Origin of the sequence: Nocardioides immobilis, from assembly GCF_003515065.1 — a bacterium.
Taxonomy (GTDB): domain Bacteria; phylum Actinomycetota; class Actinomycetes; order Propionibacteriales; family Nocardioidaceae; genus Nocardioides; species Nocardioides immobilis.
Genome location: NZ_QXGH01000009.1, coordinates 339667 through 360286, shown reverse-complemented (window position 1 = coordinate 360286; position 20620 = coordinate 339667). Strand labels below are relative to the sequence as shown.

Sequence of the window (20620 nt, the reverse complement as noted above, 5' to 3'; positions counted from 1 at the left end):
GTCTTCCCGGGTTTCGCGTCGTGCCGGACGGCCGCCGCCGTACGCTCTCGGAACAGACGGCCGGAAGGCTCGGTAGCAGCGATGACAGGACTCGCGAACGACTCGGGGCTTTCGGTGGCTTCCGGCGTGCGTTCACGCCGCGACCTCGTCCGCTACCTCGTCGCCCTCGTCCTCGTCGCGGTCGCCTACTACGTGGGTGCGCGGGTGGGGCTGACCCTGTCGCTGGTCGAGCGCAACGTGACGCCGCTGTGGCCACCCACGGGCATCGCCGTGGCCGCGTTCCTGGTTCTGGGCCGGTCGTTGTGGCCCGGCGTCGCCGTGGCTGCCTTCGCGGTGAACCTGCCGATCAGCGAAGGAGCGCTTGCGGCCGCGGTCACGGCTGCCGGGAACACCCTCGCGCCCCTGGCGGCGGTCGTGCTTCTCAGCAGGGTCGGCTTCCGTCGGCAGCTGGACCGCCGGGAGGATGCTCTGGCCATCGTCTTCCTGGGCGCCTTGGCGAGCACCCTCATCAGCGCCACGATCGGCGCGGGAACGCTCGTGGTCTCCGGAGCGATCCACTCCGACCGGCTCGTCAACGCCTGGGCGGTGTGGTGGACCGGAGATGCGATGGGAGTCCTGACGGTCGCTCCGTTCCTGTTGTGCCTGCCTCTCTTCAAGGAGCTTCCGGCGTGGTCGCCCGCGCGTTGGCTCGAGGCGGTGACCATCCTCGCCGTGGCTGGAGCGACGATCACGTGGGCCGCGCAGTCCGACCTGCGTTCGCTCTACCTGCTCCCGCCGATCGTGGGCTGGGCCGCGTGGCGCCTCCAGCTGCGCGGGGCCGCTCCGACCGCCCTCGCGGTGTCCCTGGTCGCCACGTGGTCGGCGACCCAGGCCGACGGATGGTTCGCGAGCCAGTCGGTGTTCGAGCGGATGTTCACCCTCCAGACCTTCAATGCCTGCATCGCCCTCTCCTCGTTCTACCTCGCAGCCCTCGTCAGCGAGCGGAACCGGACGGCGGCCGAGCTGGAATCGGCAGCTGTCGAGCTCGAGGACAGGGTCGATCGGCGTACTGCCGAGCTGTCCGCCGCCAACGCGCGGCTCCTCGAGGAGATGCAGGAGCGATTCGAGGCAGAGAAGCAGCTGAGCCAGGAAGAGGCGCGGACCCGCCGCGGGCGCGAGATCGCCGAGATCCTGCAGAGGAGCCTGCTCCCGGACCGGCTGCCGCAGATCCCGGAGGTTGCCCTGGCGGCCCGGTACGAGCCGGCCACCGCCGACGTCGAGGTCGGAGGCGACTGGTACGACGTCATCCGGCTTCGCGACGGACTCGTCGGCCTTGCCATCGGTGACGTCGCCGGCCACGGCCTCACAGCGGCCGCGACGATGGGGCAGGTGCGGATGGCGCTGCGCGCGTACGCCGTACAGGACCCCTCGCCGGTCTCCGTGATGAGCGGCGTCAACCGGCTCGTCTCGCACCTCTCGATGCCGGAGATGGTGACGCTGGTCTACCTGGTGTTCGATCCGGCCACCCGGACCCTGTGCTTCACCAACGCCGGACATCCGCCTCCTCTGCTCTTCGGCGGCGGGGAGAGCAGGTACCTGGAGGACGGACTCGCGCCCCCGCTGGGGGTCATGGCGGAGGCGGAGTTCCAGGAGCACAAGCAGGACATGTGGGTCGGATCGACCTTGCTGCTCTACACCGACGGGCTCGTCGAGCGCCGCCACGAGTCGATCCAACGCGGACTCGATCGGCTGGCGACGGAGGCGATCGGGCACGAAGACGCGGACGTCGACGAACTGTGCGACGCCATCCTGTCGTCGCTCATCGAGACGGATCACGTCGGTGACGACATCGCGCTCCTCGCCATGCGTCCCTGACCCCAGGGCGCGCCCGTGCGGTCGCGTAGTCGTCAGGCCATCTCGGGGACGTGCAGGTGCGCGTAGGCGAGGTCGTACTCGTGCACCTCGACGATCGTGCCGCTCGCCTCGCTGGCCGCCCGGCTCCGCATCTCGTCGGCCGCCTCACGGCTTGCTTCCATCGCGGCGCGGCTCTCCCAGACCGTGGTGGCGCAGCCGAGGCCCGTCGACCGGTTCATCAGCAGGCTGGCGCTGCAGAATCCCGCGGTCTGCTCGAGCTGGGGGAGGAGCGCGGTCCGGAACGTCTCCGTCAGGGTGTCGAGGTCACCCTCCACCCAGCTGACGCGGCAGCACTCGCCGTGCTGGCTGCGGTGCATCAGGGCGATCTCCCACTCGTCGACCTGCATGGACGCGCCGAGGATGTCCCGGCCGCGGTCGCGGATCGGGCGGAGCGGCTCGTCGCTGGCGCGCATGGCCTCCTCGCTCTCCCACGAGCTGGTGGCGATGCAGTCCCCGGTCTCGCGGTCGACCAGCATCGACAGACCGCGACAACCCTCGATCTTGGCGAGCGCGGGCCCGGCCTCGTTCTCGACGTACTTGATGCCCGCGTCGATGTTGTCGGGCTTTCCGTGGAATGTGGTGGAACGTGCGTACACGGCCCACTCCTCTCTGGGATGGGGCAGTGCCCGGTCCGGCACCGCCGGTAGTTCCCTGCTTACTCCCCATCGCGCGAGGAAGCCATAGCTCCTGGTATCAACCTGCCCCGCCGCGGACTCCTCCTTGTGCAAGCCAAGGCGCAGCGAGCGAAGGGGCACGACCATGGGAGTCCGGAAGAACGCGAAATTCCTCGCGGCAGCGGAGCGGGAGGCGTTCGTCCAGGCATGCGTCCTGGTCAGGGCCGAGATCGTGAACCCGGGCGCGCCGCCCGCGGAGCAGTACAGCCGCTGGGACGAGATGACGGCGCTCCACCGGATGATCCAGAACGCCTTCTCACCGCTCGGGACCGGCATCAACTTCGGCCACGGCGGCCTCGGGTCCTACAGCTTCCTCAGCTGGCACCGGTACTTCCTGCTGCACGTCGAGCGCTTGCTCCAGTCCAAGGTGCCGGGCGTGATGATCCCGTACTGGGACTGGACGGACCCGTCGCCGCTGATGACCGACACGTTCCTCGGGCCGAACGGCGACACCACGGGCATCATCCGGCGGGGCTACTTCGCCGCGACGGCACCGGGAGTGGACGCGAACACGACGCCGGCCCCTTCCTGGTGGCCGGTCGGCCTCGACGGCTGGCACCTGCCGGCGACTTACGACATCAGCGGCGGCCACTGGGTCGGGCCCCTCCGGCGCCGGGTGAGCACCGTGCTCGGCGACCTGCCGTCGGCCGTCGACGTCCGGGACACGCTGGCCCGTACGACGTACTCGGCCTTCCAGCGCACGCTGGAGAACGGCAACGGGCTCGTCTCGGGCAACCAGATGCACAACGAGATGCACGGCTGGATCGGGGGCAGCGGCAGCGCGGGCACGGGCCACATGAGCCACCCGGACGCGTCGCCGCACGACCCGCTCTTCTACCTGCACCACTGCAACATCGACCGGCTCTGGGCGATGTGGCAGGCCGATGGTCACGCCAACGAGTACCCCACCTCGGGCGGGCGGGTCAGCCATCACCGCGACGACCTCATGTATCCGTGGACCGGCGGCGAGCCCGGGTTCGGCACCAACCTCACCATCGGCAGCATCGCGATGCCGGACTTCACGGCGCTCGGCCCGCAGCGCAACGTCGACACCCTCGACCACCGTGCCCTCGGCTACACCTACGACACGATGCCGATCGTCGGGATCGAGCTCGACCGCAGCGGCAGCATGGCTGGTGTCACGCCCGACCCGATGACGACCAGCGCGCCGCCCGTGACCAAGTGGGTGGCGGCGACCCGAGGTGTGTCCGCGTTCCTGCAGGACTGCGAGGTGGCGCGCGACAGCGGCGTCGCCTACGTGACGGCGGGCGTGCGGACCTTCCGCTCGCTGGCGGGCAACGCCTTCGAGCCGGTGTTCGCGCCGGCGCCGTACGGCCTGGTGAAGGGCGGTACGCCGATCAGCCGCTCCACGTTCGACGCGCAGGTGTCGCTGCTGAGCCCGGGTGGTGGCACCCCGCTGGCGGACGCGCTCACCGACGGCTCCGCCGAGCTCGTCGAGCCGCCGGCGCCGCGGGTGGCTGACGAGCGGCGCTACCTGAGCCTGCTCACCGACGGCATGCTGACGAGTGGGTCGCCGCTGGCGTCGATCCCGGACGGGAGCCTCGCGGGCACGGTGGTGTTCGCGATGGGCTTCGGCACCGGGCTGGACGTCGACTACCCGACGCTGGCCGAGCTCACCACGAAGGGCGACACGGCCGGCTTCGACCAGGTCTTCCACGGTGAGAACGCCGGCACGATCGACAAGTTCTACAGCAACTCGGTCGCCCGTGCGATCGGCTTCACGCCGATCATCGATCCCGTCCTCGAGCTGTTCGAGGGGGAGCACTCGCACTTCACCTTCGCGGTCACCTCGGCCGACGACGCGCTGCTGCTGACCGCGCAGGGCATGGACTTCGACGACGAGAGCTGGAGCTACCACGTGATCGGCCCCGACGGCGGCACGATCTACGGCGACGCTTCCCACCGGCACCACGGCGGCACCGGCCACGGTGGCCCGCGCCCCGACGCCGTGGCCGCGCGAAGCGACGGCCGGCTGACGCTCATGGTGCAGCGCGACAACGCGGCCCGCTCCGCTTGGGTGGGCACCTGGCAGGTGATGGTCGGCTACCGCGACCGCGACATGGACGGCATGGTCATGGTCGGCGTCGGCGACCTGATCCTGCCGGTGGCGGCCGGCCCGGTCCGTGGTCCGCGGTGGGCGCGGCTGCTCGAGGAGCGCGCGGTGGTCGGCACTCGACGGATCTCGACCGACGACCTCCGGGCGAACCTCGCGGTGCCCACCCTCAGCACCAACCGGTCCGAGGGCTCGGCCTGCTCGGTGGTGATCAACGTCTACGCCCAGACCCGGCTGGGGCTCGAGCTGGTCGCCGGTCGTCCGGTCGTGCCGGCGGGGGAGAAGGCCGTGTTCGAGCTGGGTGGTCCGGTCGGGTCGTTCACCGTGGACGCCGCGATCGGCCGGCTGGTGAGCCCGGTGGTCGACCTCGCCGCCGGGGTCCGTGACCTCGACCTGAGTGAGCTCGGCCGCGAGGTCCGGCTGTCGGAGAAGCTGCGCGACGGCGAGCTCGACTTCGGCCGGGTGCTGGCCGAGCTGGAGGGCAGGCACCCGGACCTGGCGGCCGTGCGCGACGAGCAGGTCAAGCTCGTGACGCACGACGGTGGCGCGCCGCACGTGCACGTCCACGGCACCGAGGTCCCCGGCGCCTACCACCTGGGCCTGTACATCACCGGGCGCTACTTCCCGGAGGGTGCGGCGGCCGACGAGGACGGACACGGCGGACACGGTGGTCACGGCGAGACGGCAGTGCTCCCGGACGCCGACGCCAGCGGCGGAGAGCCGTTCACCCGGGTCGTGACCTCGTCGCTGGCGGTGGTCTCGCCGTAGTCGAGGCGGGCGGCCCTACTGAGCCGCCTGCTCCGCGATCTCGGCGGCGACGGACAGCTCGGTCGCGTCCTCGTCGACCGTGAAGACCAGGTCGCCGGTGACCTTGCCGGCTGCCCGGAGGTCCGCTGTCGCCATCTCGGCGTTCGCCACGAGCCGCCCGGGGCCGGTGATCTCGACCCGGTCGAGCTCGGTCCGCATCGAGACCTTGGCCTGCGACTTCGCGCCCCGGATGCCGGCCAGCGCCGCGGCGATCGCGTCGACGGCGGTGCCGTCGGCCGCGGCGGCCGACCCCAGCTCGCCGGCCGTCGGCCACGCCGCCCGGTGCACCGAGCCCTCCTGCCACCACGACCAGACCTCCTCGGTCACGTAGGGCAGGAACGGCGCGAGCAGCCGCAGCTGGACGTGGAGGGCGAGCGCCAGTGTGGCCCGGGCCGATGCGGACGCGTCGCTGCCGCCGGCGTACGCCCGCTCCTTGACCAGCTCGAGGTAGTCGTCGCAGAACTCCCAGAAGAACTTCTCGGTGACCTCGAGCGCCGTCGTGTAGTCGTAGGCGTCGAACGCGTCGGTCGCTCTGCCGACCACGGTGGCGAGCCGCCCGAGCAGCGCGGCGTCGACCTGCTCGCCGACGAGCGCGGGACTGAACGTCGTTGCGCCGACGCTGCCGAGCACGAACTTCGACGCGTTGAGGACCTTCATCGCCAGCCGGCGGCCGACCTTCATCTGGGTCTCGTCGAACGGCGAGTCCAGGCCGGGGCGGGCGATGGCGGCACGCCAGCGGACCGCGTCGGCGCCGTACTTGTCGAGGATGTCGTTGGGGACCACGACGTTGCCCTTGGACTTCGACATCTTCTTGCGGTCCGGGTCGACGATGAAGCCGGAGATCATCGCGTGCGACCACGGCGCGGTGTCGTTCTCGAAGTGGGCGCGGACGACCCGGCTGAACAGCCAGGTGCGGATGATGTCGTGGGCGTGGGTGCAGAGGTCCATCGGGAACACCCGCTCCCAGAGGTCCTCGTCGTCGACCCACCCGCCGGCGATGTGCGGGGTGAGCGAGGACGTCGCCCAGGTGTCCATGATGTCGGGGTCGCCGATGAAGCCACCGGGCTTGCCGCGCTGGTCCTCGGTGTAGCCGGCCGGCACGTCGGTCGACGGGTCGACGGGCAGCTCCGCCTCGGTGGGGACCAGGAGCCCGGCGTAGTCGGGGTCGCCCTCACCGTCGAGCGGGTACCAGACCGGGAACGGGATGCCGAAGAACCGCTGCCGCGAGATCAGCCAGTCGCCGTTGAGGCCCCCGACCCAGTTGTCGAACCGGTGTCGCATGTGCGGCGGCAGCCACTCGATCTCCGCACCGCGCGCGATCATCTGCTCGCGGATCTTGGCGTCGCGGCCGCCGTTGCTGATGTACCACTGGCGGGTGGAGACGATCTCGAGCGGCTTGTCGCCCTTCTCGTAGAAGTTCGCCATCCGCTGCGTGGGAGTCGGGTCGCCGTCGAGGTCGCCGGACTCGCGCAGCTTGGTGACCATCGCCTCCCGGGCGGAGAAGACGGTCTTGCCGGCGAGATCGGCGTACGCCGTCGCGGCCTGCTCGCTCGACAGCCACTCGGGCGTGTCGCGGTGGAGGCGGCCGTCGCGGCCGATCACGGTGCGGACCGGCAGCTGCAGCTCGCGCCACCACTGGACGTCGGTGAGGTCACCGAAGGTGCAGCACATGGCGATGCCGGCGCCCTTGTCCATCTCGGCGGCGGCGTGGGCGAGCACGGGGATCTCGACGCCGAAGATCGGCGAGGTGACCGTGGTGCCGAACAGCCCCTGGTAGCGCTCGTCGTCGGGGTGGGCGATCAGCGCGACGGCGCTGGCGATCAGCTCGGGCCGGGTGGTCTCGATGTGGACCGGCGCCCCGTCAGGCTGGTGGAACGCGACCCGGTGGTAGTGCCCCGCATAGTCGCGCGCCTCGAGCTCGGCCTGCGCGACCGCGGTCTGGAAGGTGACGTCCCAGAGCGTCGGCGCCTCCTGCAGGTAGGCCTCGCCGCGGGCGAGGTTGCGCAGGAAGGCGCGCTGGCTCACGGCCTGCGCGCGGCTGCCGATCGTCGTGTAGGTCGTGTCCCAGTCGACGGAGAGCCCGAGCGTGCGCCAGAGCGACTCGAAGACCAGCTCGTCCTGCTCGACGAGCTGCTCGCACAGCGCGACGAAGTTGGGGCGGCTGATCGGGATCTGGCGCTTGGGGTCGGGCTTCTCCGGCGGGGTGAAGTCCGGGTCGTAGGGGAGCGACGGGTCACACCGGACGCCGAAGTAGTTCTGCACCCGGCGCTCGGTCGGCAGGCCGTTGTCGTCCCAGCCCATCGGGTAGAAGACGGACTTGCCGGTCATCCGCCGGTAGCGGGCGATCAGGTCGGTGTGGGTGTAGGAGAAGACGTGGCCGACGTGGAGGCTGCCGCTGACGGTCGGCGGCGGCGTGTCGATGGAGTAGACGTTGTCCCGCGGCTGGCTGCGGTCGAACGCGTACGTCGCGTCCGTCTTCCACCGCTCGGCCCACTTCTCCTCGAGGCCCTCGAGCGCGGGCCGGTCCGGTACCGCGACCGCACCGGGGTCGGTGCTGGTCGGTTCTGCGGCCTGCTCGTGGATCTCGGTCATAGCCCACAAGCCTAGGGTGACCTGGGGTTTTCGCTGAATTGAGTTCTCTGTGACGCGCGTCGCGAGGTTGGCGCGCGACGTAGGGTCGCCGGATGACCTCGACCCGGATCCGCGCGCTCCTCGCCGGCGCGCTCTCCCTCGCCGTCGTCACGTTCCCGACCCCGCCCTCGGCCCCGGCCGAGGCGGCGCTCGCCGGCCCGTCGTCGGTCACGCTCGAGGGTCGCGGCTACGGCCACGGCCGCGGGATGTCGCAGTACGGCGCCCAGGGTGCGGCGTCCGAGCACGACCGCACCCACCGCCAGATCCTGCGCTTCTACTACCCCGGGCTCGCGTTCGGTACCGCGCCCGGTGTGATCCGGGTGCAGATCTCGGGCGACACCTCCGACGACGTGGTCATCGACGACAGGCGGCGGCTGTCGGTCCGCCAGGTGGCGACGGGTGACTCCTGGGCACTGCGGCAGGACGGCGCGAAGAGGTGGCGGCTGACCGCCGCCGTCGGCGGTGCGACCCGCGTCTCCGTCCTCACCGACCGGTGGCGATCGGTGCGGACCGTGCCGGGCGAGGCCGAGCTCAGGGCCGCACGCGGTGCCCTCGCCCTGGTCACCCCGTCCGGGGTGACCCGCTACCAGGGTGCGCTCCGCTCGACGGTCGTCGACGGGGGACGGGACACGGTCAACGTGGTGCGCCTCGAGGCCTACCTGCGCGGCGTCGTACCGCGGGAGGTGCCGGCACTGTGGCCCCCGGAGGCGGTCAAGGCACAAGCGGTCGCGGCGCGGACCTACGCCGCTTTCCACCGGGCGGACTCGCAGGGAGATCCCTACGACCTGTGCGACACCACCTCCTGCCAGGTGTACGGCGGGCTCGACGACCGTCACCCGGCCAGCGACGCCGCGATCCGGGCCACCGCCGGCGAGGTGCTGCTGGCCGCCGGGACGCCGGCTTTCACCGAGTTCTCGTCCAGCAACGGCGGGTGGACCGTCGCAGGTTCCGTGCCCTACCAGGTCGCGAAGCAGGACGACTGGGATCCCGTGAACGCGTGGCGCACCACGCTCCGCGCGACCACGATCGAGAACGCCTACCCGGCGATCGGCGACTTCCAACGGCTCCGGATCCTGCGCCGCGACGGCAACGGCACGTGGAACGGCCGGGTGCTCAGGATCCGGATCGTCGGCAGCAACGCCACGCCAGCGGTCGACGGTGACGACTTCCGCAGCGTCTTCGGGCTCAGGTCGACCTGGTTCCGGGTGGTCTAGGCCGAATCCGGCGCTGTTCTCACAGTCTGGACGCCGGTGACGCGCTCCGACTCCGCTCGTTGGAGTGGTCATGCGGAAGATCTTTGCTCTCGCCCTGGCGGTCCCGGTGCTGGCGGCTCCCTCGACCCTGCTCGCGACCCCCGCAGCGGCGGTCGAGTCCTGCCAGGGCCGGACGGCGACGATCGTCGGCACGGACGGTGACGACGATCTCCGCGGCACGCTGCTCGCGGACGTGGTGGTCCTGGGGCCGGGCGACGACGTGTTCCACGCCCGCGGTGGCGACGACGTCGTCTGCGGCGGCGGTGGGAAGGACCGGGTCTTCGGCGGCGAGGGTGGGGACGCGCTCGACGGCGGTGGTGGAGCCGACAACCTCCGGGGCGAGGCCGGGGACGACCAGGTGCGGGGCGGACCCGGCGACGACATCCTGCGTGGAGGCGCCGACAACGACCTGGTGCGCGCCGCGGGTGGGGCCGACCTGGTGCTCGAGGCTGCCGGCGACGACCAGGTCACCGGCGGCACCGGCAAGGACACGCTCAGCTACCAGGAGTCGGCCACGGCGATCACCACCGACTGGGGGAGCGGCTTCGTCGACGGTGCCGGCCACGACTCGGTCGGTCACGTCGAGTCGCTGCTGGGCAGCACGCTCGCCGACGTCCTCCGCGGCTCCGCGGCCGCCGACAGGCTCGCCGGCGGTGGTGGGGCCGACCAGGTCTTCGGGTTCGGCGGCGCCGACCTCCTCCGGGTGTCCTCGGGCGAGGCACGGGGCGGCGTCGGCAACGACACCTTCGTGGTGGTCCGCACCGGCACCGCGCTCGGCGAGGGTGGCAACGACCGGTTCGTGATGCGCAGTGGCACCTCCCGCGGCGGAGTCGGCCGTGACCTGTTCCAGGTGTTGGCCAAGGGCGGTGGCACGGCCGACGGTGGACGTGCGGCCGACGTGCTGTCGTTCGAGGAGGTGCTGCGTGGCGTGACCGCCAGCCTCACCACCGGCACCGCGACCTGGGGTGATCGACTGGTGCGGTTCGATCGCGTCGAGGTGCTGTTCGGCTCACGCAGGGGCGACCGTCTGACCGGCACCGCCCGCGGCGACTACCTGAAGGGCCTGGGCGGCGACGACCTCCTCCGCGGGCTCGGCGGCAACGACCTGCTCGTGGGCGACCGAGGCTTCGACCGTGGCGAGGGCGGGCCGGGTGGCGACGTCTGCGTCACCGAGGTCCAGGTGGCCTGCGAGGCATAAGGTCTCGACCGCCGGAGACCTACTCCAGCACGAGCACCAGGTCGCCGCCCTCGACCGGGCGGGTGCCGGTGAACCCGAGCCGGGCGACCTTGCCGGCCCGCGGTGCGGTGATCGAGGCCTCCATCTTCATCGCCTCGATCGTCGCCACGGTGGCGCCGGCCTCGACCTCGTCGCCCTCGGCGACGACCACCGTGACCGCGCCCTGGTAGGGCGCCGCGACGTGGTCGGGGTTGCCCGGGTCGGCCTTCTCGGCGCCCGCCGCGTCGGCGGTGATGCTGAGGTCGCGAACGGGGATCGGGCGGAGCTGGCCGTTCATCCGGCACAGCACGGTCCGGTAGCCGCGCTCGTCGGGCTCGCCGATCGCCTCGAGCCCGAGCAGCAGCCGGCGTCCCTCCTCGAGGTCGAACGCGTGCTCCTCGCCGACCCGGAGGCCGTAGAGGTACTCGAGCGTGGGGAGGATGGAGACGTCGCCGTACGTCGTCTGCGCGGCGTCGAACTCCTTGGTCGGGCCCGGGAACAGCAGCCGGTTGAGGGTGTGCCGGCGGTCGCCCGAGGTCCCCGAGGACACAGTGAGGCTGTGGCGATCCTGTTCCGACAGCTCCGCCGCCGGCGGGGTCCACTCGCGGCCCTCGAGCGCCTTCGTGCGGAACGGCTCGGGCCAGCCGCCCGGCGGATCGCCGAGCTCGCCGTGGAGGAACCCGATGACCGAGGCCGGGATGTCGAAGCTGCCGGGGTCGTCGGCGAACTCGGCAGGGTCGGCTCCGAGCCCGACGAGGGCGAGCGCCAGGTCGCCGATCACCTTCGAGGACGGGGTGACCTTGGGGACGTTGCCGAGGATGTCGTTGGCGGCGGCGTACATGTCCTCGACCTGCTCGAAGCGCTCACCGAGCCCGAGCGCGATCGCCTGCTGCCGCAGGTTGGAGAGCTGGCCGCCGGGGATCTCGTGCCGGTAGACCCGGCCGGTGGGGGAGGCGAGGCCCGACTCGAAGGGCGCGTAGACCCGGCGCACGGCCTCCCAGTAGGGCTCCAGGGCGCTGACGGCGCCGATGTCGAGGCCGGTCTCGCGGTCGGAGTGGTCGGTCGCCGCGACCAGCGCGGTGAGTGAGGGCTGCGAGGTCGTGCCCGACATCGAGGCGGCGGCCGCGTCGACCGCGTCCACTCCGGCGTCGATCGCCGCGAGGAGGGTGGCGAGCTGGCCGCCGGGGGTGTCGTGGGTGTGCAGGTGGACGGGCAGGTCGAACCGCTCCCGCAGTGCGGTCACCAGTCGGCGGGCGGCGGGTGCGCGGAGCAGGCCGGCCATGTCCTTGATCGCCAGCACGTGGGCGCCGGCGTCGACGATCTGCTCGGCCAGCCGCAGGTAGTAGTCGAGGGTGTAGAGCTTCTCGCCGGGGTCGGAGAGGTCTCCGGTGTAGCACAGCGCGACCTCGGCGACCGCGGTCGTGGTCGAGCGGACCGCGTCGATCGCGGGCCGCATCTGCTCGACGTCGTTGAGGGCGTCGAAGATCCGGAACACGTCGATCCCGGTCGCGGCCGCCTCGTCGACGAAAGCGGTGGTCACCTCGGTCGGGTACGGCGTGTAGCCGACGGTGTTGCGCCCCCGCAGCAGCATCTGCAGGCAGATGTTCGGCATCGCCTGCCGCAGCCGCGCGAGCCGGTCCCACGGGTCCTCGGACAGGAACCGCAGCGCGACGTCGTAGGTCGCACCGCCCCAGCACTCGACCGACCACAGCTGCGGCGTCATCCGGGCGACGTGGCCGGCCGCGCCGAGCAGGTCGATCGTGCGGACCCGGGTGGCCAGCAGGCTCTGGTGGGCGTCGCGGAACGTCGTGTCGGTGACCGCGACCTCCTTCTGCTCCCTCAGCCGTCGTGCGAACTCCTCCGGTCCGAACCTGAGCAGCTGCTGCCGGGTGCCGTCGGGTGCGTGCGCCTCCAGCGACAGCGGCGGCAGCTTGGTGACCGGTTCGAGGGTGACGGGCGGCTCGCCGTACGGCTTGTTGACCGTCGTCTCGGCCAGGTAGCGCAGCAGCTGTCCGCCCTGGTCGACGGACTTGCGGGCCACCAGCAGCTGGGGGTGGGTGTCGATGAAGGACGTGGTCACCCCGCCGGCGGTGAAGTCGGGGTCGCGGAGCACCGCCTGCAGGAACCCGAGGTTCGTCCGGACGCCGCGGATCCGGAACTCCGCGACGGCGCGCTGCGCCTTCTGCACCGCCTCGTCGAAGGTCCGGCCGCGGCAGGTCAGCTTGGCCAGCATCGAGTCGAAGTGCGGGCTGACCTCCGCGCCGTTGTACGTCGTACCGCCGTCGAGCCGGACGCCCGGGCCGCCGGGTGAGCGGTACGTCGTGATCTTGCCGGTGTCCGGACGGAACCCGTTGGCGGGGTCCTCGGTGGTGATCCGGCACTGCAGGGCTGCGCCGCGGAGCCGGATCGAGTCCTGGGTGAGGCCGAGGTCGGCGAGCGTCTCGCCGGCCGCGATCCGCAGCTGGGACTGGACCAGGTCGACGTCGGTGACCTCCTCGGTCACCGTGTGCTCCACCTGGATCCGCGGGTTCATCTCGATGAAGACGTAGTTGCCCTGCGGGTCGAGCAGGAACTCCACCGTGCCGGCGTTGCGGTAGCCGATCGCGCGGGCGAACCGTACGGCGTCCGCGCAGATCCGCTCGCGCAGCTCCGGGTCGAGGTGCGGGGCGGGTGCGATCTCCACGACCTTCTGGTGGCGCCGCTGGACCGAGCAGTCACGCTCGAACAGGTGGATCACCTCACCGGTGTGATCGGCGAGGATCTGCACCTCGATGTGGCGCGGGTCGACGACGGCCTGCTCGACGAAGACGGTCGCGTCGCCGAACGCAGCCTCGCCCTCGCGCATGCAGGCCTCGATCGCCTCCCGCAGCTTCGCCTTGTCGTCGACCCGGCGCATGCCGCGCCCGCCGCCGCCCGCGACCGCCTTGACGAACACCGGGAACGGCAGTGCCGAGGCCGCCTCGACCAGTGAGTCGACGTCCGTCGAGGGGTCGACGCCGGCCAGCGTCGGCACACCCGCCTCCCTGGCGGCCGCGATCGCCCGCGCCTTGTTGCCGGTCAGCTCCAGCACGGTCGACGGCGGTCCGACGAACGTGATCCCCGCATTGACGCAGGCCTCGGCGAGGTTCGGGTTCTCCGAGAGGAACCCGTAGCCGGGGTAGACCGCGTCCGCGCCGGCCCGCACCGCGACCTCGACGATCGCCTCGGGGTCGAGGTAGTTGCGGACCGGGTGGCCGCGCTCGCCGATCTCGTACGCCTCGTCCGCGCGCAGCCGGTGCTCGGACCAGCGGTCCTCGTAGGGGAAGACGGCGACGGTGCCGGCGCCCATCTCGTAGGCCGCGCGAAAGGCCCGGATCGCGATCTCGCCCCGGTTGGCCACCAGCACCTTCGAGAACATGACGGCCAGCCTAGGGGCTCGCGACAGGCGCGTTCCGTGGGACAAGTCGTACCAATGGTGTCCGGCGTTGCGGTCGTTCCCCGCCCCACGGCCGCCGTAGGCTCAGATGCCGAGGAGGGACGATGCGCGGACGCGCGATGCTTGCGGCGGTGGTGGCACTGCTGGGACTGGCGGTGCTGGCCGCGCTGTTCGGCATCTCCCGCGACGGCGACGGGCCGGGCGCCGAGCTCGCGGTCGCCGGCGCCACCTGCGACGGCCGGCGCGCCACGATCGTCGGCACCGACCGCAACGACACCCTCGCCGGGACGTCCGGCGTCGACGTGATCGTCGCGAGGGGCGGGAACGACCTGGTGCGGGGCTACGGCGGGGACGACGTCGTGTGCGGTGGCCCGGGCAACGACCGGCTCCTGACCGGCGTGGGCGACGACGTCGCGATCGGCGGTCTCGGCGACGACGCCGTCACCAGCCCGTCCGGGGCGGACCGCGTCGTCGGCGGGGTGGGCGACGAGACCGTCGACGTGCGCACAGCTGCGGGTGCGCCCGTCACCCTGATCGGCGACGAGGGCCTCGACCTGCTGACCCTGACCGTCAGCGGCACCCAGCCGGTGCTGATGGACCAGGCCGAGCAGCTGCTGATCCTCGGCCCCGAGCCCGCGAACGAGCCCGGTGCGTTCGGTGGGTGGGAGCTGGTCTGGCTGAAGGGCGACCATTCCTGGACCTACGTCGGCACCGACGCCAGCGACAGCGTGATCGCGATCAACGGCAGCCTGAGCGCATCGACGTACGGCGGCAACGACGTCGTGTCGGCCGGCGACGGCGACGACATCATCAACGGCGGCGACGGCCGCCGTGACGTCGCCGCCGTGATCGGCGGTCTCAACAGCTGCGCCGAGACCGAGTGGGGCGACTGCGACCCGTCCGTCCCGCCGCCCGGGCTCTCCGCGGTGCGGCTTCAGCCGGGCAGCGCAGCCCGGGCGGCGAGAACCGCGGCGTAGATCCCGGGGTCGAGAGCGGCGCCCTCGCGTCGCCCGCGCTCAGAGCTCCTGCGTCCGCCACCAGTCGACGGTCGCCTGGACCGCGGTGTCGAAGGCCGTCGGCTTCAGCCCGAGTCGCTCCTCGCTGCGGCTGGAGTCGAGGTCGAAGGGTGCGGTGAGCTGAAAGCTCATCTCGGCCAGCTCCCGGGTGTCGCCGTGGACCAGCCCGATCAGGCGCAGCAGTCCCGCGGGGATGGTCCCGACCTTCGGCACCGGCACCCCGGCTGCGTGCGCGAACGCCTCGATCAGCTGGCGCTGGGTGACCGGCGCCGCGGTCGGCGCGTGCAGCACCGAGCCCCACAGCGCCGGGTCCGCCGCGGCTCGGATCATCGCAGCGGCGAGGTCGGGAACGTAGGTGAAGGAGTGCGGCTGGTCCAGGCTGCCCACGACCCGCATCGTCCGGCCGGCCAGGATCGTGGGCACCATCCGGTCGCCGGCGTGGGCGGTCCGGACCAGCGGCCCGAAGAAGTCGGACGCGGCGACGCTGACGGTCGGTGTTGTGGAGGCGGCCCGGCCACGGAGCAGCTCGGTCCGCACACCGGGCTTGCCGATGGTCGCGTTGCGGGGGAGGTCCTCCGTGATCGTGCCGTCGACGACGCCGTACGCGTAGAGGCTCTCGGGGAAGACGACGACCGCGCCGGCCCGGCCGGCGGCCTCGAGGATCGCCTGCTCGGCTGGCAGCAGCTCGGCCCGCCACGTGGCGGCGGCGTACCGCGAGCCGTGGATGCAGTGGTGGACGGCGACCGCGTCGGCGAACGCCTCGGCCAGGCTGTCGACCTTCGAGACGTCGGCCTTCCGGCGCTCGACCAGCGGGTGCTCGGGTCCGCTGCCGGAGCGGGTGAGGATCCGCACGCGGTGGCCCTGGTCGGCGAGCTGGAGAGCGACGGTGGTGCCGACGGGGCCGGCGCCGGTGACGACGTGGAGCTGGTTCATGGGGGTCCTTCCAGAGGTTCGAGTGAATGGAGAGCAGTGCTCTCGAATTGAGGAAAGCACCTCGGCGCACGGAGAGCAAGAGCAGTGCTCACTTTTGCGGCAACTGTTCACTCCTGTGGCATGATGCCGACATGGCAGGCACCCCGCGACAGCGCGCTCGCGCGCAGACCATGGACGACATCACCCGGATCGGCCGGCTGCACCTGGCCGCGTACGGCGCCGCGGCGCTGTCGCTCCGCGCGGTGGCCCGCGACCTGGGCGTCGTGTCGTCGGCGGTGTACCGCTACGTCAAGAGCCGGGACGAGCTGTTGACCCTCCTCGTCGTCAACGGGTACGACGAGCTCGGCGATGCTGTCGACGCCGCGCTGGCCGACGTTCCGGAGGATCGCTACTTCGACCGGTTCGCCACCTATGGCCGCGCGATCCGACGCTGGGCGTTGGCCGAGCCGGCGACGTACGCCCTGCTCTACGGTGCGCCGGTGCCGGGCTACCACGCGCCTGCTGAGCAGACGACCGACCCCGGCACCCGGCTGGTCCGACTGCTCCTCGGCATCGCTGCCGACGCGCTCGCGGCCGGCGCGCTGGTCGTCCCGGCCGAGGACGGGCCGATGACGGCCGGCCTCGCGGCCGGGATGGAGGGAGTGCGCGACCAGTTCGGGGTGGCCCTGCCCGACCCGGTGATCGCGCGCGGGGTGCTGGGCTGGGCGGGCGTGTTCGGCTGCGTCAGCTTCGAGGTGTTCGGTCAGTACGGGCCGGACGGGCTCGGTGACCCCGAGGCGCTCTTCGAGCGGCATCTTCTCGTGCTGGCCGACGATCTCGGTCTCGCTCCGCCACCAGCCGACGGCTAGGCGGTGAACTGGGCGACGAGCGCGGGTGTCACCTCGGCGGCGACTGCGACCGCACGTGACTGCGGGATGTCGAGGGCCTCGACCTTGCCGCGCCCGCCGGCCGTCGTCGCTGCGAGCGTGGTGAGGCCGGCCCGCCGCTGGAACCAGGTGTCCTGGAACGTCCAGCCGATCACGTGGGCGTCGGCGAGCGCGTCCCGGCTCCGGAGCAACGATCCCGAGCGGGTGACGACGTGGCCGTCGACGCGCGCGTGGCCGAGGGAGCGGGTGCGGTCGAAGGCGAGCGCCACCGCCACCCCGAGCACGACCGCAGGCACGGCCAGGACCCAGACCGGGGCCCCGGCCACGACGAGGCCGACAGGTACGGCGGCCAGCGCCGCCGCCGGCCCGAGCGCGCGGACCCAGCGGCGTCGTACGGCGGCCGGTCCGTGGCTGGTCAGCGGAGCCATGAGCGGCAGGTCCGACCCGAGGACGGCGGCACCCGCGCGCCGCACGACGTCGTCCGGCGCCGGCGGCACCAGCACCTGCGATCCGCGCTGGGCGCCGCCGAGCCCGGTGACGATCGCGGTGAGCCTCGCGCCCCGGGCCAACCGGAGCCCCGGGGGCTCGGCCACGGAGACGCCGGCCAGGCGGTCGACGTCGATCGAGGTCTCGCGGGTGGTGAGGAGGCCGCGGCTCACGTGCCAGGTGTCCGCCTGGCGGCGCAGCGTGAACCGCCAGTTGGTGACGAGGTAGCCGATCACGGTCAGGACGAGGACGAGGACGCCGATCCCGACGACGGCCGCGAGCACTGCCGTCGTCGCCTCGCCGGCGAGATCCTCGGCGACCACGTCCACCTGGATGTCGACCTCGTTGAGCAGCTGCGCTCCGGCACCCAGGAGACCGCCGAGGATCGCGATCCCCGCGCTGGTGAACGGCGCGAACCGGAGCCACCCCGGCTCGTACTGCGCGACCGGTGGCGCAACGTCGACCGCATCCTCGGGGGTGGGGGACCGCTCCGCGAGGAGCACCCGGCGGAGGTCCTGCCCCTGGGCGGCCGTCAGCCCGTCGAGCTTCAGCTCGTCGCTGTCGCCGCCGACGCCGCCGGTGCCGATCGTCAGGGTGGTCAGCCCGACCATGCGGTGGATGACCGGAGCGGCGATGTCGACGGTGCGCACCCGGTCGATCGGCGCGGAGAGTCGCTGCCGGTTGAGCAGACCGCGTCGCAGCTCGACCCGGCCCTCGGCGACGCGGTAGCTGGTCGTCAGGTAGCGGACCACGCCGAGCACGAGGGGAGCGAGGATCGCGACGACGGCAACGAACGGTCCGCCGCCCTGGGTCGCCCCGAAGATGGCGGTCGCGGCGAGAGGTACGACGTACTTGCGGAGCTCGTCGATCGGGTGCACGAGCAGCATCCGTGGATCCAGGCGCAGCCACGGCCCGTCGGTCACGTGGCGTCGCCTCCGGCGGCCTCGGCGCTCCGGGTGAGGCGCTCGGAGAGCTGGAGGGCGAGGTCGTGGTCGAGCCCCTCGACCTGGAGGGCACCGGCGGCCGACGCCGTCGTCACGGTCAGCGTGGCCAGCCCGAACAGCCGGTCCAGGGGGCCTTGCGCGAGGTCCACGGTCTGCACGCGGGACATCGGGGCGATCCGGCGCTCGCGTGCCCACCAGCCGCGCTGGGTGTAGACGGCCGTCTCGGTGATCTCCCAGCGGTGCACGAGGTAGCGCCACTGCGGTACGACGACGGTGTACGCCGCCGCCAGCAGGGCCGCGGCGAGCACGACCCACCAGCGGGCGTCGCACTCACGCCACGCGACAGCGGCCACGACCAGTCCGATCACGACGACGCCGCCGCTGATGGCGCACTGCAGGCGCCACAGGGTCCGAGCTTTCGGGCTGACCTGGTGCACGGGGTCGCGAAGCTCGGTCACGCGACCGAACCTAGACGACGGGTGGCTGGCTCAGCCCTTGAGCTCGCAGATGACTTCGCCGTTGCCGATGGTCTCGCCGACCGCGGCCTTGAGGCCGGTCACGGTGCCGGCCTTGTGGGCCTTGAGGGGCTGCTCCATCTTCATGGCCTCGATGACGACGACGACGTCGCCCTCGGCGACCTCCTGGCCCTCCTCGACCGCGATCTTGACGATGGTGCCCTGCATCGGGCTGGTGACGGAGTCTCCGGACGCGGCGGCTCCGGCCTTCTTGCCGCCGGCGCGCTTGGGCTTCTTCGCGGTCGCACCGCCGGCCGCGAGGCCACCGAGCCCGGCCGGGATGACGACCTCGAGCCGCCGGCCGCCGACCTCGACCACGACCGTCTGCCGCTCGTCGGGCTCCCCAAGAGCAGAGCCCTCGCCGCCCTTGTTGTCATACGGCGTGATCTGGTTGTCGAAGTCGGTCTCGATCCAGGTGGTGTAGACGGTGAAGTCGCCCTCGCCGGAGGGGTTGGAGGCGCCGACCCAGGCCGGGTCGTTGACGATGACCTCGTGGAACGTGATCGCGGTGGGCATGCCGTCGACCTCGAACTCCGACAGGGCGCGACGCGAGCGCTCGATGGCCTGCGTGCGGTCCTTGCCGGTGACGATCAGCTTGGCGACGAGGGAGTCGAAGGCGCCGGGAATGGTCTCGCCGTTCTCGTAGCCACCGTCGAGCCGGACGCCGGGGCCGGCCGGCGGGTTCCACCTGGTCAGCGTGCCGGGGGCCGGCATGAAGTTGTTGCCGCCGTCCTCGGCGTTGATGCGGAACTCGATGGAGTGGCCGCGGATCTCGGGGTCGTCGTAGCCGAGCTCCTCGCCGGCCGCGATCCGGAACATCTCGCGGACCAGGTCGATGCCGGTGACCTCCTCGGAGACACAGTGCTCGACCTGGAGCCGGGTGTTGACCTCGAGGAAGGAGATGGTGCCGTCGGCGGCGACCAGGAACTCGCAGGTGCCGGCGCCGACGTAGCCGGCCTCCTTGAGGATCGCCTTGGAGGAGTCGTAGAGGCGCTTGACCTGGTCGTCGGTGAGGAACGGCGCGGGCGCCTCCTCGACCAGCTTCTGGTGGCGGCGCTGAAGGGAGCAGTCGCGGGTGGAGACGACGACGACGTTGCCGTGCTGGTCGGCCAGGCACTGGGTCTCGACGTGGCGCGGGCGGTCCAGGAACTTCTCCACCAGGCACTCGCCGCGACCGAAGGCGCTGATCGCCTCACGGACGGCCGACTCGTAGAGGTCGGGGATCTCCTCGAGCGTGCGGGCGACCTTCAGACCGCGACCGCCGCCGCCGAAGACGGCCTTGATGGCGACGGGCAGGCCGTGCTCCTTGGCGAAGCCGACGATCTCGTCGGCGTCCTTGACCGCGTCCTTGAGGCCTGGGGCGAGCGGGGCGCCGGCCGCGAGGGCGATCTGCTTGGCCTTCGCCTTGTCGCCGAGGCCCTCGATGGCCTCGGGGGAGGGGCCGATCCAGATCAGCCCGGCGTCGATCACGGCCTGGGCGAACTCGGCGTTCTCGGCGAGGAAGCCGTAGCCCGGGTGCACCGAGTCGGCGCCGGACTCCTTGGCCGCGGCCAGGATCTTGTCGATCACCAGGTAGGAGTCGCCCGGGGTGGCGCCGTTGAGCGAGTAGGCCTCGTCGGCAAGCCGCACGAACAGCGCGTCCCGGTCGGGCTCGGCGTAGACCGCGACGGAGCCGATCCCGGCATCCTTGCAAGCGCGGATCACCCGGACCGCGATCTCACCACGGTTGGCGATCAGGACCTTCTGCAACGGCTTGGACTCGGGCACGCGACTCTCCTCGTCGTCTGGAACGTCCGGCAGTCTAGGGCGCGCCGGTCCGGCCGCCGCACGGGGCGTTCAGATCTGGGCAGGCGCGGGCCGGCGCGGTTCGGTTGTGGCAGCGCCCGGCGAGCAGTAG

Annotated in this window: 13 protein-coding genes; 6 read left to right on the top strand and 7 right to left on the bottom strand. The window is 71.9% G+C overall.

Going from position 1 to position 20620, the window contains the following annotated elements:
• Positions 1-126 precede the first annotated feature (126 nt).
• Positions 127-1854 (top strand): SpoIIE family protein phosphatase, encoded by a 1728-nt coding sequence (locus D0Z08_RS02635; protein ID WP_220453985.1) that lies wholly within the window; start codon positions 127-129, stop codon positions 1852-1854.
• 32 nt (positions 1855-1886) lie between these two features.
• Here D0Z08_RS02635 and D0Z08_RS02630 read toward each other — a convergent pair whose 3' ends face one another.
• Positions 1887-2489 (bottom strand): antibiotic biosynthesis monooxygenase family protein, encoded by a 603-nt coding sequence (locus D0Z08_RS02630; RefSeq protein WP_118922329.1) that lies wholly within the window; start codon positions 2487-2489, stop codon positions 1887-1889.
• Between the two features lie 163 nt (positions 2490-2652).
• On the opposite strand from D0Z08_RS02630, the gene D0Z08_RS02625 reads away from it, so the two are divergent.
• Complete coding sequence (locus D0Z08_RS02625; RefSeq protein ID WP_118922327.1) at positions 2653-5409, top strand: tyrosinase family protein; 2757 nt, start codon at positions 2653-2655, stop codon at positions 5407-5409.
• A 15-nt stretch (positions 5410-5424) separates the two neighbouring features.
• Here D0Z08_RS02625 and valS read toward each other — a convergent pair whose 3' ends face one another.
• Positions 5425-8040 (bottom strand): valine--tRNA ligase, encoded by a 2616-nt coding sequence (valS, locus tag D0Z08_RS02620; RefSeq protein WP_118922325.1) that lies wholly within the window; start codon positions 8038-8040, stop codon positions 5425-5427.
• A 92-nt stretch (positions 8041-8132) separates the two neighbouring features.
• Between valS and D0Z08_RS02615 the strand changes: the two genes are divergently transcribed.
• Together D0Z08_RS02615 and D0Z08_RS02610 are read left to right on the top strand one after the other, a co-directional pair.
• Entirely contained in the window at positions 8133-9293 is a 1161-nt protein-coding gene (locus tag D0Z08_RS02615; RefSeq protein ID WP_118922323.1) for a SpoIID/LytB domain-containing protein, read from the top strand.
• A 70-nt stretch (positions 9294-9363) separates the two neighbouring features.
• Entirely contained in the window at positions 9364-10530 is a 1167-nt protein-coding gene (locus D0Z08_RS02610; protein WP_118922321.1) for a calcium-binding protein, read from the top strand.
• 19 nt (positions 10531-10549) lie between these two features.
• Here the strand turns inward: D0Z08_RS02610 and D0Z08_RS02605 are convergent, their stop codons facing one another.
• Positions 10550-13945, bottom strand: a complete 3396-nt coding sequence (locus tag D0Z08_RS02605; RefSeq protein ID WP_118922319.1) for a pyruvate carboxylase — start codon at positions 13943-13945, stop codon at positions 10550-10552.
• Between the two features lie 122 nt (positions 13946-14067).
• Between D0Z08_RS02605 and D0Z08_RS02600 the strand changes: the two genes are divergently transcribed.
• Positions 14068-14940, top strand: a complete 873-nt coding sequence (locus D0Z08_RS02600) for a calcium-binding protein (RefSeq protein WP_118922317.1) — start codon at positions 14068-14070, stop codon at positions 14938-14940.
• A 39-nt stretch (positions 14941-14979) separates the two neighbouring features.
• Here D0Z08_RS02600 and D0Z08_RS02595 read toward each other — a convergent pair whose 3' ends face one another.
• The gene (locus D0Z08_RS02595; protein WP_118922315.1) at positions 14980-15912 is read right to left on the bottom strand and encodes an NAD-dependent epimerase/dehydratase family protein; all 933 of its coding nucleotides are present in this window, start codon (positions 15910-15912) and stop codon (positions 14980-14982) included.
• Between the two features lie 131 nt (positions 15913-16043).
• Between D0Z08_RS02595 and D0Z08_RS02590 the strand changes: the two genes are divergently transcribed.
• Positions 16044-16760, top strand: coding sequence for a TetR/AcrR family transcriptional regulator (locus tag D0Z08_RS02590; protein ID WP_118922313.1), 717 nt, complete (start codon positions 16044-16046; stop codon positions 16758-16760).
• Here D0Z08_RS02590 and D0Z08_RS02585 read toward each other — a convergent pair.
• From D0Z08_RS02585 to D0Z08_RS02575, 3 genes are read right to left on the bottom strand one after another with little or no spacing between them, the layout of a single operon-like run.
• Positions 16757-18187 carry a PH domain-containing protein gene (locus tag D0Z08_RS02585; protein ID WP_118922311.1) on the bottom strand — a complete coding sequence of 477 codons (1431 nt, stop codon included), beginning with the start codon at positions 18185-18187 and terminating at the stop codon, positions 16757-16759. The genes D0Z08_RS02590 and D0Z08_RS02585 overlap by 4 nt on opposite strands.
• Positions 18184-18666: a PH domain-containing protein gene (locus tag D0Z08_RS02580; protein WP_118922309.1), complete on the bottom strand. Its 483-nt coding sequence runs from the start codon at positions 18664-18666 to the stop codon at positions 18184-18186. The genes D0Z08_RS02585 and D0Z08_RS02580 overlap by 4 nt, the downstream gene beginning before the upstream one ends.
• A gap of 30 nt (positions 18667-18696) precedes the next feature.
• Positions 18697-20490 carry an acetyl/propionyl/methylcrotonyl-CoA carboxylase subunit alpha gene (locus D0Z08_RS02575; protein WP_118922307.1) on the bottom strand — a complete coding sequence of 598 codons (1794 nt, stop codon included), beginning with the start codon at positions 20488-20490 and terminating at the stop codon, positions 18697-18699.
• Between the last annotated feature and the right edge of the window lie 130 nt (positions 20491-20620).